We start from the raw sequence: 24,138 nt of genomic DNA, 5'->3' as shown, positions 1-24,138 counted from the left end.
CTTTTCTCTCGGTGTCACCCTCGGGCCCTGTGCCGAGGACCCAAGCGCCCTGCCCGGCGACAGGCGTTTGCGGCGTCATGAAACCTTGAACTGTCACGTCACTCGTTCGCCAACGCGTCTCGCGTCAGACGTGGTTAGATGCTCGGGACAGGCCCGAGCATGACGCAAGTGGGTGGTGAACGACCATCAGGGAACCGAAATCCCGGCGGGACAGATGCGGCAATGGACAAGTCGTGTGCGCCCTCACACCTCCTCGAACAGGTCGATCACTTCCATCTCCGGCACCAGAACCAGTCCCTTGTCGGTGAGGCGGATTTCGGGGATGACGGAGAGCGGGATGAGGTTGAAGCCCATATAGGGGATGGCGCAGCCCGCTTCCTCCCATTCGAGCTTCAGCACGCGCACGGCGTCTGCGACATCGTTCACGCGCTTGTCGGAAAGAAGCCCCGCGATCGGCAGTTCGACCATGGCGCGGACCTTGCCCTCATTGACCACGCAAACGCCGCCCTGGCTCTCCTCGATGGCGCGCACAGCCACCTGCATGTCGGCCTCGTTGGTGCCGGCGACGATGATGTTGTGGCTGTCATGGCCGACGGACGAGGCGACGGCGCCGCGCTTCAGCGAGAAGTCGGCAAGCAGGCCGTTGGCGACATTGCCGTCGGACTTGCCGTGGCGCTCGATCACCGAGACGAAGCAGAGGTCGTGCCGGTCGAAATGGTCCTGCCAGTCATTGGCCAGTTCGAGCTCGATCCTGTCGTGGATCAGCGTGATACCCGGCAGTTCGGTGCGGATGCAGTGGGCCACGACCTTCTTCGTCGGAAGATCGGGCGTCAGCTTGATCTCCTTCGGCAGTTTCACCGTATGATAGGCGGCTTCCGGGTAGCGATAACGCTTCGACAGCGCTTCATCGAGCAGCGGCGTCACTTTTTCGTCTTCCACAACGAGCTCGCCGCCATACCAGGTGTTGACCGGCTTCAGCGTGTCGTCCAGCAGCACGATATCGGCGCGTCTGCCGCCGCCGAGCCCGCCGATCTCCTCGCCCATGCCGAAACGCGTGGCACCATGCAACGAGCCCATCGACCAGGCCTGTTCCGGCTTGATGCCGGCCTTCACCGCCTGGCGCGTCACCCAGTCCTGGCCGAACATCAGGAGGTCGTCGGCGTCGCGGTCATCGGTGCAGACGGCCACCCGCTTGTGCGAGGCGCCGAGCTCGGTGACGGCCTTGATCGCCTCGGGCAGAGAATGCCAGGGCGTCGTCGGCGGGCCACCGCGCAGGAAGACCCAGACGCCGGCTTCGATCAGGTCATTGGCGATCTCGCGATCGATCGCCTCATGCGTATCGGTCACGCCGGCTGCCGCATAGGCCGCGACGAAATCGCGGCCATAGACATGGCCGGAGACGGGCCGACCGCGCTTCAGCGATTCGGCGATGATGGCATGCGAGCGCTCGTCGCTCATGGCGACCGGCACGAAGTCCATCTTCTCGCCGAGCGCTACGGCCTCCGGCCAGCGGTCGAAGATTTTAGCGATCTTTTCCGGCGTCAGGTCGCCGCCGGCCGTTTCCATCCCGGGGCTGGTGGCTGGTACCGTGCTGGGAACTGTGAGGAAGATCGAAAGCGGCGCCTCGCGCGCATCCTCCAGCATCGCCTCCACGCCCGCGACATCCATGACATTGCCGATTTCGTGGCTGTCGCAGAAGATCGTCGTGGTGCCGTTCAGAAGCGCTGCCTCGGCATAGGCGCAGGCCGTGACCATGCTGGATTCGATATGGAGATGCGGATCCACCAGGCCGGGCGCAATGATGCCGCCCTTGACATCGTGGACGTTCGCCGCCTTGCCGCGATAGGTTCCGGCCGGCTTCATCGCGGCGATGCGCCCGCCCGCAATCCAGAGTTCGCGGTCATCGAGCATGCGTTCCGAATAGGTCGACAGCGCCCGCGCGCCGGTGATGACCAGGTCGGGCTCCGCGCGGCCAAAGGCGACGTCGGCGAGCCGCCGCGTCATTTCGGAAAGTGGGGCGACGGAAAAACGTGTCAGCTTGCTCATGATCGGCCTTCGTACTGGTCAGGTTGGCGCGCGTCACGGACGGACGCTCTCGCCGTGGAGGCTAACCATGGCGCGGCGGACGGTCCAGAGCTTTCTTGCAAAGGTCTGTCCATGCGGTTTTACGGCGTTCAGCCTGCCGATCGCGCCTCGGCGATCGCCGACTCCAGCATGATCCTGTCGAGCACGCCCGGATAGACCATGCGGCCGATGACATAGGAGGGCGTGCCGTTGAACTGGAAGGCTTCGGCCTGGTGGTAGTTGCGATCGAGCAGGTCGGAGATTTTCTTCTCGTTCGCCTTCACCGCCTCGGCAATGGCGTCGAAATCCAGCCCGGCGGAGGTCAGAAGCGTCTCGATCCGCTCATGCGTGAGACGTCCCTGCGCGGTCATCAGCGCGTTGAGCGCCGTGTCATATTCGCCGAGCGCCGCCGCGCCCTGAACAGCCTGGGCAGCATAGACGGAGACTTCGCCGAAGATCGGCCAGTCCTTCATTACCAGCCTCACATTGCCGTCCTTTGCCACGACGTCGCGCACCATCGGGTAGTCGCGCTTGCAATAGGCGCACTGAAAGTCGAAATATTCGACCACGGTAACGTCGCCTTCCGGGTTGCCGAGGACGGGCGCGTTCGGGTCCGCGAAAACCTCCTGCGGCGTCGGTTCGTGGGCGAGGGCTGCGCCGAAAGGCGACAGCGCCAGTCCCGAACCAGCGAGGACGCCCTTCAGCAGGCTGCGTCTTTGCATCATCTGAAACTCCTTTGATCGCATGAGCGCCGAGTATAGGAGATGCTTCCGGCTTGCCGCCCATCAACTTTGCGCGAGGCGCTTTATGATAAAATTTTTCTATCGAAATATGAGAAATTGAAATTGGACATGGACAGCCTTGTTCCGCTTCACTCACCATAAGGAAATAGAGGGAGCGACATAGTGGACGACCGAAAACTCTACCTCAAATTCATAGACGCCGACGTTCAGGGCATAATTTCTCTTTATTGGGAGAATGCGCCGGAGACCTGCAAGGCCATCTGGGGCGCGCTCGAAAAGCCAATCCAGTGGCCGGCGACCCATGCCATGTTCGCGGGTCCCGAGATCATGATGGGCCTGCCTGAGGAAGCGCGCAATTTCGACCCGACGAAACTGCCGCCGGAAAACCAGACGATCCTGCCCGAACCCGGCGAAATGCTGTGGTTCTACCAGCCCAAGAACTTCTTCAAGAACGATCCGTCGGAGTTCTGGGAGCTTGGCATGTTCTATGGGCAAGGCGGGCGTACTTTTGGCCCGACCGGCTGGATTTCCTGCACCTATATCGGAAAAATGACAGAAAACCTTGATGCGGTTGCCGAGCAGTGCAAACGCATCCGCATCGAAGGCGCAAAGCGGGTGGAAGTCGGGCGTCTCGCCTGAATCCCCTGAAACATAAAAAAGAGGAAGGGAATAGCATGAAACGCGTAACCACACTGCTGGCGACTGTGTCAGTTCTCGCCGCCTCGCAGGCTTCTGCCGTCGCGGCGGAAATCACCATCAACTCCTTTGGCGGCGCCTATGAAGAGGCCCACCGCAAATGCGTCATCGAGCCGTTCACGGCAGAGACCGGCGCGGATGTGAAGATCGTCACCGCCTATTCGGCGGACGCCTTCGCCCAGCTGCGTGCCCAGAAGGACGCGCCGCAGTTCGATGTCATCCATTTTTCCGGCGGTCAGGAGATCGTCGGCGCCGAGGAGGGCCTGCTCGCGCCGATCGATCCCTCGAAACTCTCGAATGCCGCCGACCTCTACCCCTTCGCCGGCGCCAACATGGAAAAGGGCGAGGGCCCGGCCTACCAGATCGCGGCCATCGGCCTGCTGTACAACAGCGACGAGCTTGCCGAAGCGCCGGCAAATTGGGCCGACCTGATGAAGCCGGAAATGGCGGAAGGCCTGGTGCTGACCGACATCTCCAACACCTACGGCCTGTTCGGCTTCCTGATGCTGAACCAGGTCGCCGGCGGTGACCTCGAAAACATCCAGCCGGGCCTCGACGCGGTGAAAACCATGCTCGACAACGGCGCCTATGTCGTTTCCAAGTCGCCGGAAATCCAGCAGTCCTTCGCGCAGGGTGGAGCTTTCGTTGCGCCTTATGCCTCCGACTATGCCTTTACGCTGAGAAAGGCTGGTCTGCCGGTCAAGTTCCAGCAGGGCGCGGAAGGCACGCCGGCAAGCTACATCACCGCCAATCTGGTGGCCGGCCGCGACAATGAAGACCTGGCGCTGAAGTTCATCGATGTCGAGCTTTCGCCCGAAGCCCAGGCCTGCTTCGCCGAGGCGCTGCGCTATACGCCGACCAATGCCAAGACCGAACTGCCGGCAGAGGTTGCCGCCGATGTCGCCTATGGCGAGGAAGGCGTGAAGAGCCTGCTGCGCTTCGACCCGGAAGTGATCGAGGCAAGCCGCGCCGACTGGGTCGTCGAGTGGAACAAGGCCATCGCCCAATAATCATGGGGTGCGCCCGCCCCGTATCCCGCCTCCAACCGGGATGCGGGGCGAACAAACCGCCCGGCGTCGCAACCGGCCGTCGAATTGCGAGAAAGCCATGCCCCTTGGGGGAAGAGCATCAATCTTGCAGCTTGTTCCTGCCATTCTCTCCCGCTTGCGGGAGAGATGAGCCGAAGGGGCAGCGAGGGAGACGCGGCCTTTCAATGTTGTGAGAGCGCCCGTGCCGACGCTCGTCCCCCTGGCTGCCTCGATATCGCGCCCTTCCGGAGCGGGAAAGTGCGGAGGCTGTGCTGCAAGGCGACCTGCGGCAGCCCCCCTCGATGAAAAACCCGTGAGGGGGCCAGGTCTCGGCGCTATCACCTTCGGAAAGGCTCGCGCTTTTTGCGCGGAAGGTGGATATTGCGATTGTCCCCACCGTCAGAAGGAACGTGGATGAACACTGACCGTGCAGAAAACGCGCTCCTGGTTTCGCCCGGGCTTCTGCTGCTGGCGCTCGCCTTCTTTCTCCCGATTGCCCGCATGCTCGGGCTTTCGGTGATGGCCGAGGAGGGGGGCTTCACGCTTGCCCATTTCGCCCAATTTGTCAGCGAGCCATATTATCTCGGCGTCTTGTGGCGCACGATCCGGCTCTCCTTCATCATCACGCTGGTTTCCGCGCTGGTCGGCTTTCCGCTGGCCTATATCATGGCGCGGACGGGACCGCGCGCACGGCTGTGGCTGATCATCGTCATCCTGCTGCCGCTGATGACCAGCGTCGTCATCCGCACCTTCGGCTGGATGGTGATCTTCGAGCGCGGCGGCATCGTTTCCGGCACGCTCTACGATCTCGGCTTGGTCAAGCGCAATTTCACCCTGATGCGGACCGAGACCGCGATCGTCATCGGCATGGTGCAGGTTTTGCTGCCCTTCATGACGCTGTCGATCCTCGGCGTGATCACGCGGATCGACCAGCGGCTGGAAGAGGCCGCGCGCACCATGGGCTGCAATTTTCTCCAGTCCTTCCGTCACGTTGTGCTGCCGCTGTCCATGCCGGGGATTGCCGCCGGCTCGCTGCTCGCCTTCACGCTTTCCGCGAGCTCCTTCGTCACGCCGAGTCTTCTCGGAGGCCCCAGGCTGCAGGTTCTGGCCTCCTCGATATATTCCTCGGTAACGCAGACGCTCGACTGGCATTTCGCCGCTGCTCAGGCGGTCATCCTGTTCCTCGGTATCGCACTGACCCTCATTCCCTATTTCAGGCTCACGGGAGGCCGGCATGGTTAAGGCGGTTCCGCTCTGGCTCAAGATTGCGACCTATGTCTTCATCGCGCTCATCGTCGTGCTGATGCTCGCGCCGCTGATCGTGGTGGTCGGCACGTCCTTTTCCGCCAACCAGTTCATCGCCTTCCCGCCAAGGGATTTCTCGCTGGAATGGTACCGAAAGGTTCTGTCGTCGGATGCCTATCTCGGCTCGGCCGGGCTCAGCCTGGCGATCGCGCTTCTGGTCACGCTTTCGGCCGTCATCATCGGCGGGGCGGCGGCGATCGCGATCCACCGGCGGCAATTGCCGAAATCGGAGCTTCTCGGCGCTCTTTTCCTGTCGCCGCTGATCCTGCCGACGATCATCTATGCCATCGGCCTGTTGATGTTCTGGAGCGCCGCCTTCGGTCGTGTTTCCTTCGTCACGCTCTGGATCGGCCATACGGCGATCACGTTGCCCTATGTGGTGCGCACCACGCTTGCCGTGCTGACGGAATCCGATCCCTTCATCGAGGAGGCGGCGCGCACCATGGGGGCCGGGCGCATCCAGCGTCTCTTCTTCGTGGTGCTGCCGCAATGCCGGCCAGGCCTTGCCGCAGGGGCCTTCTTCGCCTTCAACATATCCTTCGACGAGGCGGTGCTGTCGCTCTTCCTTAGAACGCCGGACCTGACCACGCTGCCGGTACAGATCTACGGCCAGCTCGAATTCAGTCCCGACCCCTCCGTCGCCGCGGTCTCCACGATCATGATCGCGCTTACCGTTCTGCTCATTCTCGTGATCGACCGCGTTCTCGGAATCGGCAAGTTCGCGAGCGCATAGGAACACAATCATGTCAGACATTCATCTCGACCGGATCAGAAAATCCTATGGCCATGTGGAAGTGCTTCACGGCATTGACCTCCAGCTCTCCTCCGGCGAATTCGTCAGCCTCCTGGGCGCTTCGGGCTGCGGCAAGACCACGCTGTTGCGCACCGTCGCCGGGTTGGAAGCGGCGTCTGCCGGGCGCGTGGTCATCGACCATCAGGACGTCACCAACCTGCCGCCGGAGCGCCGGGACATCGCGATGATGTTCCAGTCCTATGCGCTGCTGCCGCATCTCAACGTCTATGAAAACGTCCGTTTTCCCCTGCGCATGCGCCGCATCGGCACGCGCGCCGAACAGGACCAGCGGGTGAAGGACGCGCTTGAGACCGTGCAGTTGCCGCATCTTTCCGACCGTTTCCCGCGCCAGCTTTCCGGCGGCCAGCAGCAGCGCGTGGCCCTTGCCCGCGCCATCGTCTCGAACCCGAAAGTGCTGCTGCTCGACGAGCCGCTTTCCAATCTCGACGCGCGTTTGCGCGAGGACATGCAGGTGGAGCTGATCGAGATCCACCGCCGCCTCGGCCTGACGACGCTGTTCGTCACCCACGACCAGGAGGAGGCCTTGAGCCTTTCCGACCGGGTCGTGTTGCTGAATGCCGGAAAGGTGGAACAGGAAGGGGCGCCGGAGGCGATCTATGCCGAGCCCGCCACCGAATTCGTCTCCGGCTTCATCGGTTCGGCCAATATTCTGCCGGCCACGGTCGAGGCGGGGGATGCGGTTCTGGAAGACGGGCAACGGCTTGCGCTGCCGGTTTCCGACAGGCCGGACGGCCCGGTCTCGGTCGCGCTCCGGCAGGAGGATCTCGGCGTGGCTGCCGATGGCGGGGGTCTGAAGGCCAGGGTCAGGACCCGCGTCTATCTCGGCGGGCGCAACCGCTATGTCCTTTCGCTTGCCGGCCAGACCATCCGCATGCTGACGGCAAACGAGATCGTGCTGAAGCCGGGCGAAGACGTGATGCTTTCCATAGCGCCCGACCGCATCCGCGTTCTTGATCGCTAGTGGAATGAATTTGACATTTGATTCCCGTCGCAGCGAGCGCATACATCAAATGTCAAATTCGAAAATTCCACTAGAAACATAAACTTACTAGTGGTCCTGTTGATTCCAACATTTGGCACCGAGGTCGCTGAAACGGGAACCAAATGTTGGAATCGGACCACTAGAACGCCTGATCCCAACCGAAGGAAGATCCCATGTCGGATTTCGAAACGCGACTTTTCATCAATGGCCGGTTCGAGGCCGGCGAAGGCAGTCCTGAAACCGCGTTCGAGCCCGCGACCGGCCGAAAGCTCGCGGATGTCGCCTCTGCGAGCGAAGCGCAGATCAACCGCGCGGTCGAAGCCGCCGACGCCGCGCGGAACGGCTTTGCGCTGACGACGCCGAGGGAACGGGCAAAAGCCCTCAACGCCATCGCCGACAAGGTGGAAGGCAATGGCGAACTGGCGGCAATCGAATCCGTCAATGCCGGCAAGCCGCTGCGTTTCGTCGTCGCGGGCGAACTGGCCAATGTCGCCGACGTCTTCCGTTTCTTTGCGTCCGCGATCCGCAATATGCCGGCATCGGCCGCCGGTCACTACCGCTCGTCCGCGATGATGAGCATGATGCGGCGCGATCCGGTCGGCGTGATTGCCCAGATCGCGCCGTGGAACTACCCGCTGTTGATGGCGGCGTGGAAGATCGCGCCCGCCGTTGCCGCCGGCAATACGGTGGTGATCAAGCCGTCCGAGCATACGCCGCTCAGCCTGCTGAAGCTTGCCGAAATCATCGGCGATCTCCTGCCGACGGGCGTCATCAATGTCGTGCTCGGCAACGGCCTCGACGTCGGCCAGAAGCTGATCTCGCACGATCGGGTGCGGATGATTTCCCTGACGGGGGATGTCCGCACCGGCCGCGCCGTGCTCCAGGCGGCCGCCGGCCCCATGATCAAGCGCACCCATCTGGAATTGGGCGGCAAGGCGCCGGTGATCGTCGCCGACGATGCCGATCTCGATAAGCTTGTCGCGACGCTGCGCGAGGCGAGTTTCTACAATGCAGGACAGGACTGCACCGCCGCCTGCCGCATCCTCGTCGTCCAGTCGCGCGCTGACGAGTTGAAAGAACGTCTGGTCGCCATGATCGGCGATCTCACCTATGGCGCGCCGGAACGCGACGATGTCGAGTTCGGCCCCGTCATCACCGCCCGCCACCGCGACCGCATTGCCGGTTTTGTCGAGCGCGCGAAAGCCGAGGGCGGCATCGTGCTTGCCGGCGGCAAGGCGCCGGAAGGCGACGGCTATTTCTTTGAGCCGACGCTGGTGGAAGCGCGTGCCGAAGCCGAGATCGTGCAGAAGGAGGTCTTCGGCCCGGTGATTTCGCTCACAAGCGTCGCCGACGACAAGGAAGCGCTCGCCATCGCCAATGCCTCGGAATACGGTCTCGCCTCCTCCGTCTGGTCGAAGGACAGCGCATGTGCGGCGCGCATTGCCGGCGCGCTCGAATACGGCGTCACCTGGATCAACACCCACGGCGTCTTCGCAACCGAGATGCCCCATGGGGGTATGAAGAATTCAGGCTATGGCTCGGATCTCTCCATGCAGTCGCTCCTCGACTATACCCAGGTCCGCCATGTGATGACCGCGCTCGACTGAGCCTGATTGTCTGCGGCGAGGGAGGCTGGTAATAGATGCCCATGCGCATCATCGACATGGCCACCTTCGTTGCCTTGGCACGCAATCGGCATTTCGGCCGGACGGCGCAGGAGATGAACACGACGCAGCCGGCCATTTCCTCGCGTCTCGCCATTCTGGAGCGCGAATATGCCTGCCGGCTGGTGGAGCGCGGCGACCGCGAGTTCCGCCTGACGCCGGCGGGCGAAGAGGCGCTGATCGTGTTTCAGGATGTCCTGGAAAAGCTTAATGCCCTCAGATCCGACCTGAAGGAGGGCGGCAGCGATGCAGCCTATATCGTGCGCATCGGCGCGATCGATTCCGTGGTCGCCACCTGGATGCCGGATTTCATCGAGGCGCTCAGCCAGGCCATGCCCAATCTCAGGGTGGAGCTCACCATCGAGGGCACGCGTGATCTGGTTGCCGGCCTTTCGCGCGGCGAATTCGACCTGATCTTCGGCATCGAGCCGGCGATCGGCGATAATTTCCGCTCCTTCATCATCTGCTATTACGAGATGGTCTGGGCGGCAGCGCCTGCGGTGATCGACGAGAAGACCACCTACAGCGTCGACGAATTGTCGAACATGCCGATCATCACCTTTCCCAAGGGCACGCCGCCCTATGCCTATGTGGCGCCCTATTTTCAGGACGAGCGGGTGCTGGCCTCCAAGCTCACCAGTTCCAACTCTCTTTTTGCCATGATCAATCTTCTGATCGGCGGATTCGGCGTCGCCGCCATTCCCTCCGTCGCGATCGCGCGCGAACTTGAAAATCGGCTGCTTTGCCGCGTGAATGTTGCAAAACCGTTTCCGCCGATGCCGATCGTTGCGAGCTACCAGACCGCCGTCGGCCAGAATATTCTCAGAGCCGTCGCTGAGGAGGCCCGCAAGAGCGCCGCCGCATTCTGCGAACGGGCGGCGTCCGAAAGCGCCTGGGTGCCGCCGACCCCTTGAAAGAGCGGTTCTCCGGCTGAGAAGCGTCTGGCTCGATTGCAAGCATCCCCCGGTCGGTTGATTTCAACCGGCTTCCCCGAAAAGGCGGTGAAACAGATAGAGGGAGCGGCAAGATGTTTCGGTTAAACGCCGTTCAGCTCTAGCGCATCGGCCCGAAAATCGGAATCGATTTTCGGAAAGCACGATGCGTAGATTCAAGAGGTTAAAGCGTCCTTTGTGCGGCCGAATGGACGCATGGCGCTCTAGCTGATGACCGCCACGGATTTGATCTGCGCGAAAACCTTCATTTCTGGCTTCAGGTCGAGCAGGTAAGAGGAGCGCGCCGTCACGCGGGCCATGATGATCGTATTGCCTATTGCGAGCGTGATCACGTGTACGGACGGGTCTTCGCTTCGGCTGATCTGGCGGATCGTCGCCGGAACGCGGTTGACAATCGAGACCTTGGGATTTTCGACAAGCGCGATCGAGACGTCGCGGGCATGGATCATCAGCCGCACGCACTCGCCCACCGCCTTTCCGGTGTCGCTGACCCACAGCGCGCCGCCGTCGAACTTGGCGAGCGCCAGATGCCATTTCAGGTCGATATCGGCGATTGTGGCGTCGACGGCGATGCCGGCCCGGCGCTCGTGAGCGATCGGCAGGTCGAGCCGCGCAAGCGTCTCCGGCGTCGGTCCGGCGCCAATCACCCGTCCCTCGCGCAAGACCACGAGATGATCGGTGAAGCGCGCCACTTCCTCCGGCGCGTGGGTGACGTAAAGCACGGGAATGGAGAGCGTGTGGCGGAGGTTTTCCAGATAAGGGAAAATGTCCTGGCGGGCCTGCAGGTCGAGCGCAGACATCGGTTCGTCCATCAAAAGCAGGCGCGGGGCGGACAGCAGCGCCCGGGCAATGCCGACGCGCTGGCGCTCGCCGCCGGAAAGCCGGCCCGGTGTGCGTTCGAGAAGGTCTTCGAGGCCGAGAAGGGATGTCAGTTCGTCGAAACGGCCGGCGCTTTCGCCTCTGGCCCGTTTCATGGCGAAACGCAGATTGTTCCTTACCGTCAGATGCTGGAAAAGATTGGCATGCTGGAAGACGTAGCCGACGGCGCGCCGGTGTGCGGGCCGGAAGCGTCTTCCGTCCTGCCAGACCTCGCCGTCGATCGAGAATGTGCCGTCCTTGAGGTGTTCAAGGCCGGCAAAGCACCGCAGAAGCGTCGTCTTGCCGCAGCCCGAGGGACCGAAAAGCGCTGTCACCCCGTTTTGCGGAAAGTCGAACGCCGCATCCAGCGAAAATGCGCCGAGCGTTCCGGCGAAACGGGCCTCCAGCATGACATCACTCATGGAAACCGCCTCCGGACATGACGCTCGATCAGCATAGTCGACAGGATGACGGCAAAGGAGAAGGCCACCATGCCGAAGGCAAGGATGTGAGCCTTCTGCCACTGCAACGTCTCGACATAATCATAGATCGCGACGGAAAGAACCTTCGTTTCGCCTGGAATATTGCCGCCGATCATCAGCACCACGCCGAACTCGCCGACGGTGTGGGCAAAGCCGAGGATCGCGCCGGTCAAGAGGCCGGGGCGCGCAAGGGGAAGCGCGACGTTGAAGAACCGGTCGAACGGTCCGGCCCTGAGCGTTGCCGCCGCCTCCAGAGGATCATTTCCGATTGCCTCGAAGGCGTTGCGCACCGGCTGTACGGCAAAGGGCAGGGAATAGATTACCGAGCCTACAACCAGCCCGGCGAAGGTAAAGGGCAGGGAGAAACCCGTTACCGCCTTGATCGCCTCGCCAAGCGGGCTCTGGGGGGCAAGCGCGATCAGGAGGTAGAAGCCGAGCACCGTCGGCGGCAGCACCAGCGGCAGCGCCACGATCGTGCCGACCACTTCCTTCCACCACCGCTGCGACCGCGCCAGCCACCAGGCGAGCGGCACGCCGAAGAGCATGAGGAAGAACGTGGTGACGGCCGCCAGTTTCAGCGTCAGAAATACGGCTTCCCCCATCTCTCCTCCTTGCTCGGCCGGTAACCTCGGGAATCACGGGGCGATCTGGTAGCCGTGGTTCTGGACTATTTTGTGTGCGGCGTCGCTTTTCAGAAACGCCATGAACGAAACCGCCGCCGGATTGTCCGCGCCGGAGTTCAGAAGCACGGCATCCTGGGCGATCGGTTTGTAGAGATCCTGCGGCACGCGCCAGCGCGATCCGCCTTCACGTCCGGCAACCTGGGAGAGAGCGACGAAGCCGATATCGGCGTTGCCGGTTGCCACGAACTGGAAGGCCTGGGTGATGTTTTCACCCTGCACGATCCGGTCCTTCAGCCTGTCGTAGAGCTTCAGGGCTTCAAGCGTTTCAACGGCGGCAGCGCCATAGGGCGCGGAGGCCGGATTGGCGATGGCGAGCCGGTTGAAATCGGCGGGCCGTTGCAGAATGCTGCCGTCATCGAAGAGGTCTTCCTCGGCGCTGAAGAGCACCAGCGCGCCCAGCGCATATGTGAAGCGGCTGTCGGCAAGCGCAAGCCCGGCCTCGACGGCAAGGCGCGGTCGCTCCTGGTCGGCGGCGAGAAGGACGGAAAACGGCGCGCCGTGCAGGATCTGGGCGTAGAGCCTGCCGGTTGAGCCGAAGCTGAGAACCGCCTCATGCCCGGTCTCCGCGGCAAAGAGGGCGGCAATCTCCTCGGCCGCCGCCGTGAAATTGGCGGCTACGGCGACATTGACCGTCTCGGCGGAGGCGGGACGCGTTGCGGCAAAGGCCGAGGCGATGACGAGGAGGGCGATGAACAGGGGCTTTTTTTTCATGATGGCGCTTGCACGTGAAGAATGCCGACGAGAGTGCATCGCCGCGCGGCCTGCGTCAAACCACTATTGTCAAAGAACGCGCCCGGCCGGTTAAAATTTCGGCAATCGCAGCGAAATGTCGGTTCGCGCAAACCTTTAAATGGATTAAAAGGTGAGCCGTCATCGCCGAGAAGCGCAGACCGAGCGGCAGGAAACGGGACGGAGCATCATGACAGAAGCAGCGAGACTGAACCTCAATGACGGCTGGACGGCAACATGCGAAGAGGCGGACATCGCCGTCCCGCTTGCGGTTCCGGGCGACATCCACTCCGCCCTGCTTGCCGCGGGCAAGATAGAGGATCCCTACTGGCGCGACAACGAGACGAGGACGGACTGGGTCCACCGCTCGGTCTGGACCGCGCGGCGGTCGTTCGATCTCGAACATCTGCAAGACGGCCATTTTACCCTCCGCTTCGACAGCGTGGACTGCCTGGCAGATGTCATCGTCAACGGCAAGCCGGCCGGGCGCTGCGAAAGCCAGTTCCTGCGCTATGATTTCGATGTGACCGGCCTTCTCAATGAGGGAGAGAACGTGATCGAGGTCGTGTTTCGCTCCAATTCGCTGGAGGCTGAGAAGCGGGCGCAGCAGTCCGAGTTTCCGATGCCGTATACGGCCAACAGCCGAATCGGCCATCTCAATTTTCTGCGCAAGGCGCAGTGCCATGGCGGCTGGGACTGGGGAATCGCGCTCTGCCCGCTCGGGTTCTACGGCGATATCACGCTGGTCCGCACCGGCGACCTGCGCCTGGATGACGTCGCCATCCGCCAGCGCCACACGGAAGGCGCGGTCGAGCTGGACGTGACGCTGCACGCCTTTGCCTTCGCTCCGGCGGTGGAAGAGGCGGCGGTCGCGATCGACGGCCATGAGGAGAGGGCCACGCTTCGCGCCTATCCGGGCGAAAATCGCGTCCGCGTCACCGTGAAGGTGGACAATCCGCGTCTGTGGTGGCCGGCGGGCCAAGGAGAACAGGCCTTTTACGACCTTGCCGTTTCGCTCGGCGGACAGAAACGGGAATTCCGCATCGGCCTTCGCGATGTCGAGCTCCTGACCGACGCCGACGGGATCGGCAACCGCTTCGCCTTCAGGGTTAACGGCCGCGAGATCTTCATGAAGGGCGCGAACTGGATCCCGGGCGACGCGCTGCCCGAACGCGCCTCGAAGGAACAGGTGCGCGACCTGCTGGTCTCGGCGGTCGAAGCCAATATGAACATGATCCGCGTCTGGGGCGGCGGGCAGTATGAGGCCGACTGGTTCTATGAACTGTGCGACGAACTCGGCCTGATGATCTGGCACGACTTCATGTTCGCCTGCAATCTCTATCCCGCCCACGAGCGTCCGTTTCTCGATCTCGTGCGCAAGGAGGCGCGCCAGCAGCTGCGCCGGCTTTCCCGCTTTGCGGCAATGGCGCTGTGGTGCGGCGACAACGAGCTTGTCGGCGCGCTGACCTGGTACAGGGAGAGCCTTGAAAACCGCGACCGCTACCTGGCGATATACGACCGGCTGAATCACGTCTTGGAAGAAGCAGTGGAAGATGAGGATCTCGGCCTGCCCTTCCGGCCCTCTTCACCCTCGGTCGGCCGTCTCGACTTCGGCGACGGCTGGCATGTGGATACTTCCGGCGACATGCATTTCTGGGATGTCTGGCATTCGGCCAAGGATTTCGAGCATTACCGCAGCGTCCGCCCGCGCTTCTGCTCGGAATTCGGCTTCCAGTCCTTCCCCTCCATGCGCGTGATTGAAAGCTTCACCGAGGCGGAGGACCGCAACGTCTCCTCGGCCGTCATGGACGTTCACCAGCGCAATGAGGGCGGCAACAGCCGGATCGTTGAAACCATCGCCCGCTACTTTCGCTTTCCCGACAGTTTCGAGGATATGGTTTATCTCAGCCAGCTAAGCCAGGGGCTGGCGATGAAGACGGCAATCGAGTTCTGGCGTTCCAACCGTCCGCGCACGATGGGCACGCTGTTCTGGCAGTTGAACGACACCTGGCCGGTGGCGAGCTGGTCGAGTCTCGAATATGGCGGCGGCTGGAAGGCGACTCAATATCTCGCCCGCCGTTTCTTCGCCGATCTTCTGGTGACGGCACAACCTGATGCCGAGACCGGCGCGATCACGCTGCTCGCGGTTTCCGACACGATGGTAGACGCTTCGATCACCGTGCGGCTTTCAAGCGTCAACGCGGCGTCCGGCAAAGTGACGGAAATCGGCGTCTATCCGGTGAGGGCAGAGGCCCGGAGCGTTGTCGAGGTTGCGCGCATTCACGAGGAGACGCTGGAAGACGGCGCCTTCCTCGTCTTCGACTGGCAGGATGCTGCAGGCAATGTTCTCGGCGAGAACGAGTATCTGCCGCAAAGGCCCAAGGCCTATCGCTTTGCCGAGCCCGAGATCGCGACAGCGGTCGAGATGCTTGGCGACGGTACGCGTCGCATCACGCTGACCAGCGACCGTCCGGCCCTCTACGTGACCTATGACCACGGCGGCGACGACGTCTACTCGGACAATTGCTTCACGCTGCTGCCCGGCGTGGGGAAGACGATTACCGTAAGCCGCAGGCGGCAGTCACATCTTCCGCAAGGCGGCACGGCAGACGTGAGCTATCTGCGCGGTTGAGAGAGGCCGCCTGCTCCATGAGCGGGTCAAGGCGGCAAGAGGGCGGACAAACGAAGGCTTGCTCTTGCAGGCCGTTTGCCCTATTGCTCTCGCGCCGAGGCCGATCAGGGACCGCGACGCTGAGACAAGCGCCGTCCCTTCGAAGAACGGAGGCCACGAACCTATATGGAAATGCGGATCCCCATGCAGCTATCCAAGCCCTTTGCCGGTTTGCTCAACGCGCTGGCGGCGCGGTTCCTTCCAAGAGCGAACCGCAGCCTGCTCTACCGCCTTTTGTCGGAAAACCTGCGCGCCCAGGCGCCCTGGTATGCGCTCGCAACCGTCGCGATGCTGATCGTTGCCGGCATGACTTCCCTCAGCGCCTGGATCATGAAGGACATCGTCAACGAGACCGTGGTCTCGCAGAACATGAACCGCATGTTCATGCTGGCCGGGGGCGTGGCGATGATCTTCATCGTCAAGGGCATCGCGACCTATTTCCAGATCGTGATCCTGAGCAAGGCCGGCAACAACATCATCGCCAGGACGCAGAGCAGCATCTTCAGCCGGATCCTGCAGCAGGACCTCAACTTCTTCATCCGGTTCCCGTCGTCCGATCTCGTCATGCGCCTGACCAACAATGCCCAGGCGGCCCGCACGGCGATGGACCTGATTTTGACGTCGGCGATCCGCGACCTGTTCTCGCTGGTCGGGCTGGTGATCGTGATGTTCATCCAGCAGCCGATCCTGTCTCTGGTCTCCTTCATTCTGGGGCCGGCAGCCTTTATCGGCGTACGCTATCTGACCAACAAGGTCCGCGACATCATGCGGCAGGAACTGACCGCTTTCGCGAAAATCATCGAAAGCGTGCAGGAGGCCTCCACCGGGGTGCGCATCATCAAGGCATTCGGTCTGGAAGAGCATATGCGCACGCGCATGGACCGGCAGGTCACGCAGGTGGAGCATCGCGCCAACAGCATCGCCAGGCTGTCCGCCGCCACAAGCCCGATCATGGAAACGCTTTCGGGGCTGGCCATTGCCGGCGTCATCGCGCTGAGCGGTCTCTGGGTCGTCGGCGGCGACCAGACGCCCGGCGAGCTGATGTCCTTCATCACCGCTCTTCTCCTGGCCTATGAGCCGGCAAAACGTCTGGCGCGCATGCGCGTCAACCTGGAGACCGCGATGGTCGGCGTCAGGATGATGTACGAGATCAAGGATCATCCGATCATGCTGACGGAGGCTGAGAACGCCCAGCCGGTTCCGCCCGGCGGCGGCGAGATCGTATTCGACGACGTTGGTTTCTCCTATGACGCGGACAAGCCGCTGTTCAAGAACCTGAATCTGGTCTTTCCCGCGGGAAAGACCACTGCTCTGGTGGGCGCGTCCGGCGGCGGCAAGTCGACGATCATCAATCTCGTAATGCGCATGTTCGATCCGGATGAAGGAACAATCACGGTCAACGGCCTCGATCTCAGGCAGGTTTCCTTCGAATCGCTGCGCGCCCACATGTCCTATGTCGGCCAGGATACATTCCTGTTCAACGGCACGGTGCGGGAAAACCTGGCGCTCGGACGACAGGGCGCGACGGAAGAGGAAATCATCGAGGCGGCCAAGGCTGCGCATGCGCATGACTTCATCATGAACATGAACAATGGCTATGATTCGCTCGTCGGTGAAAACGGCGGCAACCTCTCCGGCGGCCAGAAACAGCGCCTGGCAATCGCCCGCGCCATGCTGCGCAACGCCGACATCCTGATTCTCGATGAAGCCACCAGCGCTCTTGATTCCTATGCTGAATCGCTCGTGCAGGACGCGCTAGCGCGGCTGACGAAGGACCGCACGACGATCGTGATCGCCCACCGCCTGGCGACGATCACCTCGGCGGACAATATCGTCGTGCTCGAAAACGGCGAAATCCTCGAACAGGGACCGCAGCGCGATCTGCTCGCCCATGACGGCCCTTATCGCCGTCTCTACGAGTTGCAGATCCTGCCGCAGCTCGAAGAGGCTTGAGCCTCGCCTCCCTGCCGACGCCAAGAAGCCTCATCGCACGAAGCGGTGGGGCTTTTTTGATGCTGTCCTCGCTCTCGGTTTCGTGGTCGTTGTCCGGGCCTTCCAGCCGGGCGCAACCCCCTGTCCTGGCGGCGCTGGAGCCTGTCGGGCCCTGACGCCGAACGCTTGCGACGGCCCGCCGGGCGGGGACAGGGTTGATTTGCATGGCGGTTTTGGCGATGTTAGGCGAAATATGGCATTTTCGTGTCCGGCTTTGTCGAGCCGTACCGGCCCGCCACCGAAGGCGCGGCAGAAGAGGAAGGAAAGATGCGGGTCGGCAAGCCCGCAAACGGTGAAGGACCGTAGTTCAACATGTTCAAGAAAATCATGGTGCCCGTCGACCTTGCGCATGCCGACAAGCTGACGCGCGCGCTCAACACGACGGCCGAAATCGCGAAACTCTATGGTGCGCCCGTCACTTATGTCGGCGTGACCTCTTCGGCGCCTGGCGCACTCGGCCACAACCCCAGGGAATTCGAGGCAAAGCTCAAGGCTTTTGCCGGGGAACAATCCGCCCGTTACGGCATTTCAACCGATAGCCGTACCGTCATCGCGCACGACCCTGCGGTTGATCTCAATCGGTCGCTTGCCCGCGCGGTGGACGACAGCGGTTGCGATCTGGTGATCATGGCCACCCACGTGCCCAATCTCGCGGATCACTTCATGCATTCGCACGGCGGCCAGCTCGCCACCCATACCGACGCATCGGTATTCCTGGTTCGCGGCTGATGCCGCGACTGCCCGGATTGATCCGGTTAGGCGCGAAACGATTGCAAAACAAGGAGATTTTTTATGACCGACACGGGGATACCCGAGCCCGAGGGCGAAACGGAGATTATCGATACCGATTACGAGATCGGCCAGGATAATATCACGACGAACATCGGTCCCTTCGGGCTGGACATCCATAATCCGGTCTTTCTGATCTCCGGTCTCGCCGTTGTTGCCTTCGTGTTGGCGACACTGGCCTTTCAGGAAGAGGCCGCGACTATTTTCAACGGCATGCGGGACTGGCTGACGTCGACTTTCGACTGGTTCTTCCTCATCGCCGGCAACATCTTCGTTCTGCTCGGCATTTTCCTGATCTTCTCGCCCTATGGCAAGATTCGCCTCGGCGGCGCGGAGGCAACGCCGGACTATTCCTACACCGGCTGGTTCGCCATGCTGTTTGCCGCTGGCATGGGCATCGGCCTGATGTTTTACGGCGTGTCCGAGCCGATTTCCCACTACACGGCCTCGGTCGCCGAAAATGCCGGCACCGCCGACAGCTGGGCGCCGCTCGGCGGCGCGCCCGGCAACCCGGCCGAAGCAAAGAGCCTGGCGATGGCCTCGACCATTTTCCACTGGGCGCTCCATCCCTGGGCGATCTATGCGATCGTCGCGCTGGCCCTGGCGCTGTTTTCCTACAACAAGGGTCTTCCGCTCGCCATGCGCTCGGTGTTCTACCCGATATTCGGCGACCGGGTCTGGGGCTGGACGGGCCATGTCATCGACGTGCTCGCCGTGCTTGCCACGTTGTTCGGCCTTGCCACCTCGCTCGGTATCGGCGCCGAACAGGCGAATGCGGGTCTTAACCACATTTTCGGCCTTCCCGTGGACGACCTCTCCAAGGTGCTGCTGATCCTCGCGATCACCGGCATTGCGCTCGGCTCCGTCGTTGCCGGCATGGATGCCGGGGTGCAGAGGCTGTCGATGATCAACATGGCGCTCGCCGGCATTCTGCTGTTCTTCGTCATCATCGTTGGCCCGACGCTGGCCATTCTCGGCGGACTTTTCTCGAACTTCGTCGACTATGCGCGCTACCTGCCGGAACTTGCCAATCCGTTCGGGCGAACCGACAAGAACTTCCTGGATGGCTGGACATCGTTCTACTGGGCATGGTGGATTTCCTGGTCGCCCTTCGTCGGCATGTTCATCGCTCGCGTTTCGCGCGGCCGCACGGTGCGTGAGTTCATCACCTGCGTGCTTATCATTCCGTCGGTCGTCTCGATCGTGTGGATGACGGTGTTCGGTGATACCGCGATCCGCGAGATCATCGTCAACAATTACGAGGCGCTCGGCAATGCGCCCCTCGACCTGAAGCTGTTCGTTATGCTGGAGGCGCTGCCGCTGGCGACGATCACCTCTATCATCGGCATCATCCTGGTCATTGTCTTCTTCGTGACATCGTCGGACTCGGGCTCGATCGTGATCGACACCATCACCGCCGGCGGCAAGGTCGATGCGCCGGTGCCGCAGCGCGTGTTCTGGGCGAGCTTCGAGGGGCTGGTCGCGATCGCGCTTCTGCTCGGCGGCGGACTGACGGCGCTTCAGGCCATGGCGGTGTCGACGGGCTTCCCGTTCACCATCGTGCTGCTGCTCGCCTGTTTTGCCATCCTCAAGGGGCTCCACAGCGAACCGCGATAGGGCAACGCGCAGTCTTGCGCATTAGAGCGCCGTGCGTCCATTCGGACGCACGGCGCTCTAACCTATTGAATCTACGCATCGAGCTTTCCGAAAATCGATTCCGATTTTCGGGCCGATGCGCTAGGGCGGCGGACCGGCAGGACCGCCGCCCTACTATTTGATGAGGCGCTGGCAGGGAAAACGCCGGTTTCAAGCGTGGTCGCGCCCTTTTTTTCTTGGTATGACTCGACCGCTGGCGCTCTGGCCCTTCTCCTCTTGACGCTTGCTAAAAAGTACGAACATAATGATTTTATGTTTAGACTAGCAATTGATATCGGCGGAACGTTCACGGATATCGTGTTGGAAGGCGACGGCCTCTCCTCTCTGAAGGTCCTGACGACGCCCGAAGCGCCTGAAAAGGCCGCACTTGAGGGTAGCCTGGCGCTGCTTTGCGAAAACAATGTGGATTTTTCCGACGTCTCTGCCGTCATTCACGGGACGACGCTTGCGACCAATGCGCTGATCGAGCGGCGCGGCGCGAAGACGGCTCTGGTTACGACCAGTGGTTTCCGCGACATACTCGAAATGGGTTACGAGCGCCGCTTCGAGCAATACGACGTCAATCTGGAATTGCCCGCCCCGCTGGTGCCGCGCGAGTTGCGGATGACCGTCGACGAACGCATGGATGCCCATGGCAATCCCATCCGCGTTCCGCAGCAAGGCGAGATTGATGCGATCGCAGCGCGATTACGCGAAAACGGGGTGGAGGCCGTGGCCATCGGCTTTCTTCATGCCACCGCCAATGACGTGCATGAACGGCAGGTGGCTGAGTGGTTGCGGGACCGCCTGCCCGAGAATGTAACCATCTGTCTTTCGAGCGAAGTTTCCCCGGAAATCCGTGAGTATGAGCGGTTTTCGACCGTGGCGGCCAATGCCTATGTTCGTCCGCTGATGTCGCGCTATCTCAACCGTTTCGACGCGGCGATGCGCGCGCGCGGCTTCTCCGGCGAATTTCTGCTGATGCTGTCGGGCGGCGGCCTGACGACGGTCGATCAGGCGGCGCGCATGCCGATCCGTCTGGTCGAATCGGGTCCTGCCGGCGGCGTCGCGCTCGGCGCGCGGGTAGCCCGCGAGGTCGGCGTTTCCCGAATGCTGGCCTTCGACATGGGCGGCACCACGGCGAAGATCTGCTTTCTGGAGAATGCGCGGCCGGCGACCGCGCGCCGCTTCGAGGTGGCGCGCGCCTGGCGTGACATCAAGGGTTCCGGTCTGCCGGTGCGCATTCCGACGACCGAGCTCGTCGAGATCGGGGCCGGCGGCGGCTCGATCGCCCGGCGCGACACGCTCGGCAGGCTTGCCGTCGGGCCGAAGAGCGCCGGAGCGGCGCCGGGGCCGGCCGCCTACGGTCTTGGCGGCACGGAACCTACGATCACTGACGCCAATGTCGTTCTCGGCAAGCTTTCTCCGGAGGGCTTTGCCGGCGGACGGCTGACGCTCCGGCCGGAACTGGCCGTTTCTGCAATCGAGGAAAAGGTCGTGGGACCGCTCGGCATGAGTTCGTGCGAGTGGGCAGCGGCCGGCATCACCGAAATCGGCGAGGAGGCAATGGCCAATGCGGCGCGCGTCCACGCCGTCGAACAGGGAAAGAACGTTTCGGCCTACACGCTTATGGCCTCCGGCGGTGCCGGGCCGCTTCACGCCGCGCGTCTTGCGGAAAAACTCGGCATTTCGCGCATCGTCATTCCCGCTTTCGCGGGCGTCGGCTCGGCGGTCGGCTTTCTGAGCGCGCCGATCGCCTATGAGGTGGCGCGCAGCGTTCTTGCGCCGCTCGGCAGGATCGACCTCGACCGTCTCAAGCGTCTGCAGTCGGAGATGGCGGACGAGGCCAACGGGGTCGTGAAGCCGGCGCTGGCCAAAGGGTTCGAGCCGGATATCGCGATCGCCGCCGAACTGCGCTACGAAGGCCAGGGGCATGCTCTCAGGATCGGCCTCGACGGTCCCGTCGAAACGCAGGAGGCGCTGGAAAAGATGCGCTCCGCCTTTGTCGAAACCTATCGTTCGGTCTACGGCGCAGAGCACAATGGCAATGGGATCGAGCTCGTGGCGCTCAGCCTTGTCGCCAAGGGACCGGAACCGGTGGTCGCGACTGTGACCGACGGCTCCTTCGACCCGCGTCCCGCTACCCCCATCGGCGAAGCAGCCGTGTTCTCGTCGCTCTCGGGCGAGCGGGTCACATTCGCGCGTTACCGGCGCGGCGACGAGAGCCCCGGCGCGGTCTTCGAGGGCCCGATGCTGATCGTCGAGGACCAGACGACGATCTACGCGCCCGAAGGCTGGCGCGGCTATGTCCATGCGCTCGGCCATATCGTGCTCGAGCGGGAAGGGGTCGTATGATGACCGAAAAGCAACTCACCGACGCCGACATCATCGCCATGAATGTCATGTGGAACCGCCTGATCTCGGTCTGCGAGGAACAGGCGAATGCGCTTCTGCGCGTCGCCTTCGGGGCCATCGTGCGCGAGGCGGGCGACCTGTCGGCCGGCATTTTCGACGCGAGCGGTCGGATGATGGCCCAGGCCGTCACCGGCACCCCCGGCCACGTCAACACCATGGCGAAATCGGTCAATGCCATGCTGGAACATGTGCCGGCCGAAACGCTGGAAGACGGTGACGTTCTGGTGACCAACGACCCCTGGCTCGGGGCCGGCCATGTCTTCGACTTCGTTCTGGTCACCCCGGTCTTCTGGAAGGGGACGATCGTCGCCTATATCGCCTCGACCTGCCATGTCGTCGATATCGGCGGGCTCGGCTGGTCGGCGGAGGCGCGTTCGGTGTTCGAGGAGGGCGTGGTCATCCCGGTGACGCGGCTTCGGCGCAAGGGCGTGGTCAACGAGGAACTGCTTGCGCTGATCGCCGTCAATTCCCGCGTCCCGCGCGAGGCGCGCGGCGACGTGATCTCGCTGATGAGCTGCAATGACGAGGGGCTGAGGCGGCTTCTCGCCCTGATGGAGGAATATGACGCGGATTCACTCGAACCGCTTGCGGAATTCATCTTCACCCGCTCGGCCGAAGCAACGCGGGCGGCGATCGAGAAGGTGCCGGAAGGCGTCTACCACGCCGAGATCGAACTTGACGGCTATGACGCGCCGATCCGGCTGAAGGCGGAGATGACGGTCAGGGACGGCGAGATATCGGTCGACCTCAAGGGATCGTCGCCAGCCGTCGCCAAGGGCATCAATTGTCCGCTGAACTACAGTCAGGCCTATGCCTCCTTTGGCATCAAGGTGGCGATCGCACCGGAGGTTCCGAACAACCATGCCTCGCTCGCGCCGATCCGGATCGATGCGCCGCCGGGCCTGATCGTGAGCGCCGAACGGCCATGGCCCGTGACGGCGCGCCACGTCGTGGGGCAGGCCCTGCCGGACCTGATGCTCGGCTGCCTGGCGGAGGCCAAGCGCGGGGAAATTCTCGCCGAAAGCGCCGGCGCGCTCTGGGTTCTGGCAATCACGGCGGAGGGCGAGGGCGGCTTTGCCTCGCTCAATGTCGCGCTCGGCGGCATGGGCGCGCGTCCGGCCTCCGACGGTCTGTCGACCACGGCCTTCCCCTCCGGCGTCGGCACGGTGCCGGTCGAGGTGGCAGAAACCGTGGCGCCGCTGATCTACGAGAAGAAGGAATTCGCGCCGGACAGCGGCGGGGCGGGGGAATATCGCGGCGGCCTTGGCCAGGAGATACGCATCCGGTCGGCGCTGGGCCAGAGCCTGATCCTGTCGGCGGCGGCCTTCGAACGCCTGCGGAAGGGAGCAGAGGGCCGGGAAGGCGGACAGGCCGGCGCGCCCGGTCATGCCGAGATTACCGACGGCACGGTGATCGCGAGCAAGGGGCTTTATACCATCCCGCCGGGCGAGGCGCTGATCCTGAGGACGCCGGGCGGCGGCGGCTTTGGCCCGCCCGGGCGTCGTGACCGGAAAAAACTGGCGATCGATCTTGAGCGCGGGCTCGTCAGCCCCGCTGCGGCCGGGCGCGATTACGGGTACAATGAAAACGGGCACAATGTTAAGGTGCATGAAACCGATAGAGGAGAATAGGGCA

At 62.8% G+C, this 24,138-nt stretch carries 18 protein-coding genes; 13 read left to right on the top strand and 5 right to left on the bottom strand.

The window, feature by feature from the left end:
* Positions 1 to 243: 243 nt before the first annotated feature.
* Positions 244 to 2,046 (bottom strand): adenine deaminase, encoded by a 1,803-nt coding sequence (locus JET14_RS18700; protein ID WP_200335511.1) that lies wholly within the window; start codon positions 2,044 to 2,046, stop codon positions 244 to 246.
* A gap of 128 nt (positions 2,047 to 2,174) precedes the next feature.
* The gene (locus JET14_RS18695; RefSeq protein ID WP_200335503.1) at positions 2,175 to 2,789 is read right to left on the bottom strand and encodes a DsbA family protein; all 615 of its coding nucleotides are present in this window, start codon (positions 2,787 to 2,789) and stop codon (positions 2,175 to 2,177) included.
* 180 nt (positions 2,790 to 2,969) lie between these two features.
* Between JET14_RS18695 and JET14_RS18690 the strand changes: the two genes are divergently transcribed.
* From JET14_RS18690 to JET14_RS18660, 7 genes are all read left to right on the top strand, one after another.
* Positions 2,970 to 3,446 (top strand): DUF3830 family protein, encoded by a 477-nt coding sequence (locus tag JET14_RS18690; RefSeq protein WP_200335501.1) that lies wholly within the window; start codon positions 2,970 to 2,972, stop codon positions 3,444 to 3,446.
* Between the two features lie 35 nt (positions 3,447 to 3,481).
* Positions 3,482 to 4,513, top strand: a complete 1,032-nt coding sequence (locus JET14_RS18685; RefSeq protein WP_200335499.1) for an ABC transporter substrate-binding protein — start codon at positions 3,482 to 3,484, stop codon at positions 4,511 to 4,513.
* Positions 4,514 to 4,945: 432 nt separating this feature from the next.
* The gene (locus JET14_RS18680) at positions 4,946 to 5,773 is read left to right on the top strand and encodes an ABC transporter permease (RefSeq protein ID WP_200335497.1); all 828 of its coding nucleotides are present in this window, start codon (positions 4,946 to 4,948) and stop codon (positions 5,771 to 5,773) included.
* Positions 5,766 to 6,569, top strand: coding sequence for an ABC transporter permease (locus JET14_RS18675; protein WP_200335495.1), 804 nt, complete (start codon positions 5,766 to 5,768; stop codon positions 6,567 to 6,569). Before JET14_RS18680 ends, JET14_RS18675 begins: the two co-directional genes overlap by 8 nt.
* 10 nt (positions 6,570 to 6,579) lie before the next feature.
* On the top strand, positions 6,580 to 7,611 hold the full coding sequence (locus JET14_RS18670; RefSeq protein ID WP_200335493.1) for an ABC transporter ATP-binding protein: 1,032 nt from the start codon (positions 6,580 to 6,582) through the stop codon (positions 7,609 to 7,611).
* Positions 7,612 to 7,805: 194 nt separating this feature from the next.
* Positions 7,806 to 9,239: an aminobutyraldehyde dehydrogenase gene (locus tag JET14_RS18665; RefSeq protein WP_200335491.1), complete on the top strand. Its 1,434-nt coding sequence runs from the start codon at positions 7,806 to 7,808 to the stop codon at positions 9,237 to 9,239.
* 35 nt (positions 9,240 to 9,274) lie between these two features.
* Complete coding sequence (locus tag JET14_RS18660; RefSeq protein ID WP_200335489.1) at positions 9,275 to 10,210, top strand: LysR family transcriptional regulator; 936 nt, start codon at positions 9,275 to 9,277, stop codon at positions 10,208 to 10,210.
* Between the two features lie 242 nt (positions 10,211 to 10,452).
* On the opposite strand, the gene modC is transcribed toward JET14_RS18660, so the two are convergent.
* Genes modC through modA form a run of 3 tightly spaced genes read right to left on the bottom strand, consistent with a single transcriptional unit; the run spans position 10,453 to position 12,983 of the window.
* Positions 10,453 to 11,529 (bottom strand): molybdenum ABC transporter ATP-binding protein, encoded by a 1,077-nt coding sequence (gene modC / locus JET14_RS18655; RefSeq protein ID WP_200335487.1) that lies wholly within the window; start codon positions 11,527 to 11,529, stop codon positions 10,453 to 10,455.
* Positions 11,526 to 12,191, bottom strand: a complete 666-nt coding sequence (modB, locus tag JET14_RS18650) for a molybdate ABC transporter permease subunit (protein WP_200335486.1) — start codon at positions 12,189 to 12,191, stop codon at positions 11,526 to 11,528. Before modB ends, modC begins: the two co-directional genes overlap by 4 nt.
* A 33-nt stretch (positions 12,192 to 12,224) precedes the next feature.
* Positions 12,225 to 12,983 carry a molybdate ABC transporter substrate-binding protein gene (gene modA / locus JET14_RS18645; RefSeq protein WP_200335485.1) on the bottom strand — a complete coding sequence of 253 codons (759 nt, stop codon included), beginning with the start codon at positions 12,981 to 12,983 and terminating at the stop codon, positions 12,225 to 12,227.
* Between the two features lie 208 nt (positions 12,984 to 13,191).
* Between modA and JET14_RS18640 the strand changes: the two genes are divergently transcribed.
* From JET14_RS18640 to JET14_RS18615, 6 genes are all read left to right on the top strand, one after another.
* Positions 13,192 to 15,633, top strand: coding sequence for a beta-mannosidase (locus tag JET14_RS18640; protein WP_200335484.1), 2,442 nt, complete (start codon positions 13,192 to 13,194; stop codon positions 15,631 to 15,633).
* A gap of 183 nt (positions 15,634 to 15,816) precedes the next feature.
* The gene (locus tag JET14_RS18635) at positions 15,817 to 17,625 is read left to right on the top strand and encodes an ABC transporter ATP-binding protein (protein WP_200335483.1); all 1,809 of its coding nucleotides are present in this window, start codon (positions 15,817 to 15,819) and stop codon (positions 17,623 to 17,625) included.
* 351 nt (positions 17,626 to 17,976) lie between these two features.
* Positions 17,977 to 18,393 (top strand): universal stress protein, encoded by a 417-nt coding sequence (locus tag JET14_RS18630; RefSeq protein ID WP_061449802.1) that lies wholly within the window; start codon positions 17,977 to 17,979, stop codon positions 18,391 to 18,393.
* A 63-nt stretch (positions 18,394 to 18,456) separates the two neighbouring features.
* The gene (locus tag JET14_RS18625; RefSeq protein WP_200335482.1) at positions 18,457 to 20,070 is read left to right on the top strand and encodes a BCCT family transporter; all 1,614 of its coding nucleotides are present in this window, start codon (positions 18,457 to 18,459) and stop codon (positions 20,068 to 20,070) included.
* A 291-nt stretch (positions 20,071 to 20,361) separates the two neighbouring features.
* A complete protein-coding gene (locus JET14_RS18620; protein WP_200335481.1) occupies positions 20,362 to 22,443 on the top strand; it encodes a hydantoinase/oxoprolinase family protein in 2,082 nt (693 codons plus the stop codon).
* Positions 22,443 to 24,134, top strand: coding sequence for a hydantoinase B/oxoprolinase family protein (locus JET14_RS18615; RefSeq protein WP_210342049.1), 1,692 nt, complete (start codon positions 22,443 to 22,445; stop codon positions 24,132 to 24,134). Before JET14_RS18620 ends, JET14_RS18615 begins: the two co-directional genes overlap by 1 nt.
* Positions 24,135 to 24,138 lie beyond the last annotated feature (4 nt).

The organism is Martelella lutilitoris (assembly GCF_016598595.1).
In the GTDB taxonomy this organism is placed as follows: domain Bacteria; phylum Pseudomonadota; class Alphaproteobacteria; order Rhizobiales; family Rhizobiaceae; genus Martelella; species Martelella lutilitoris_A.
Note: the sequence above shows the minus strand (reverse complement) of the source record. Positions and strands in the feature narration are given on the sequence as shown.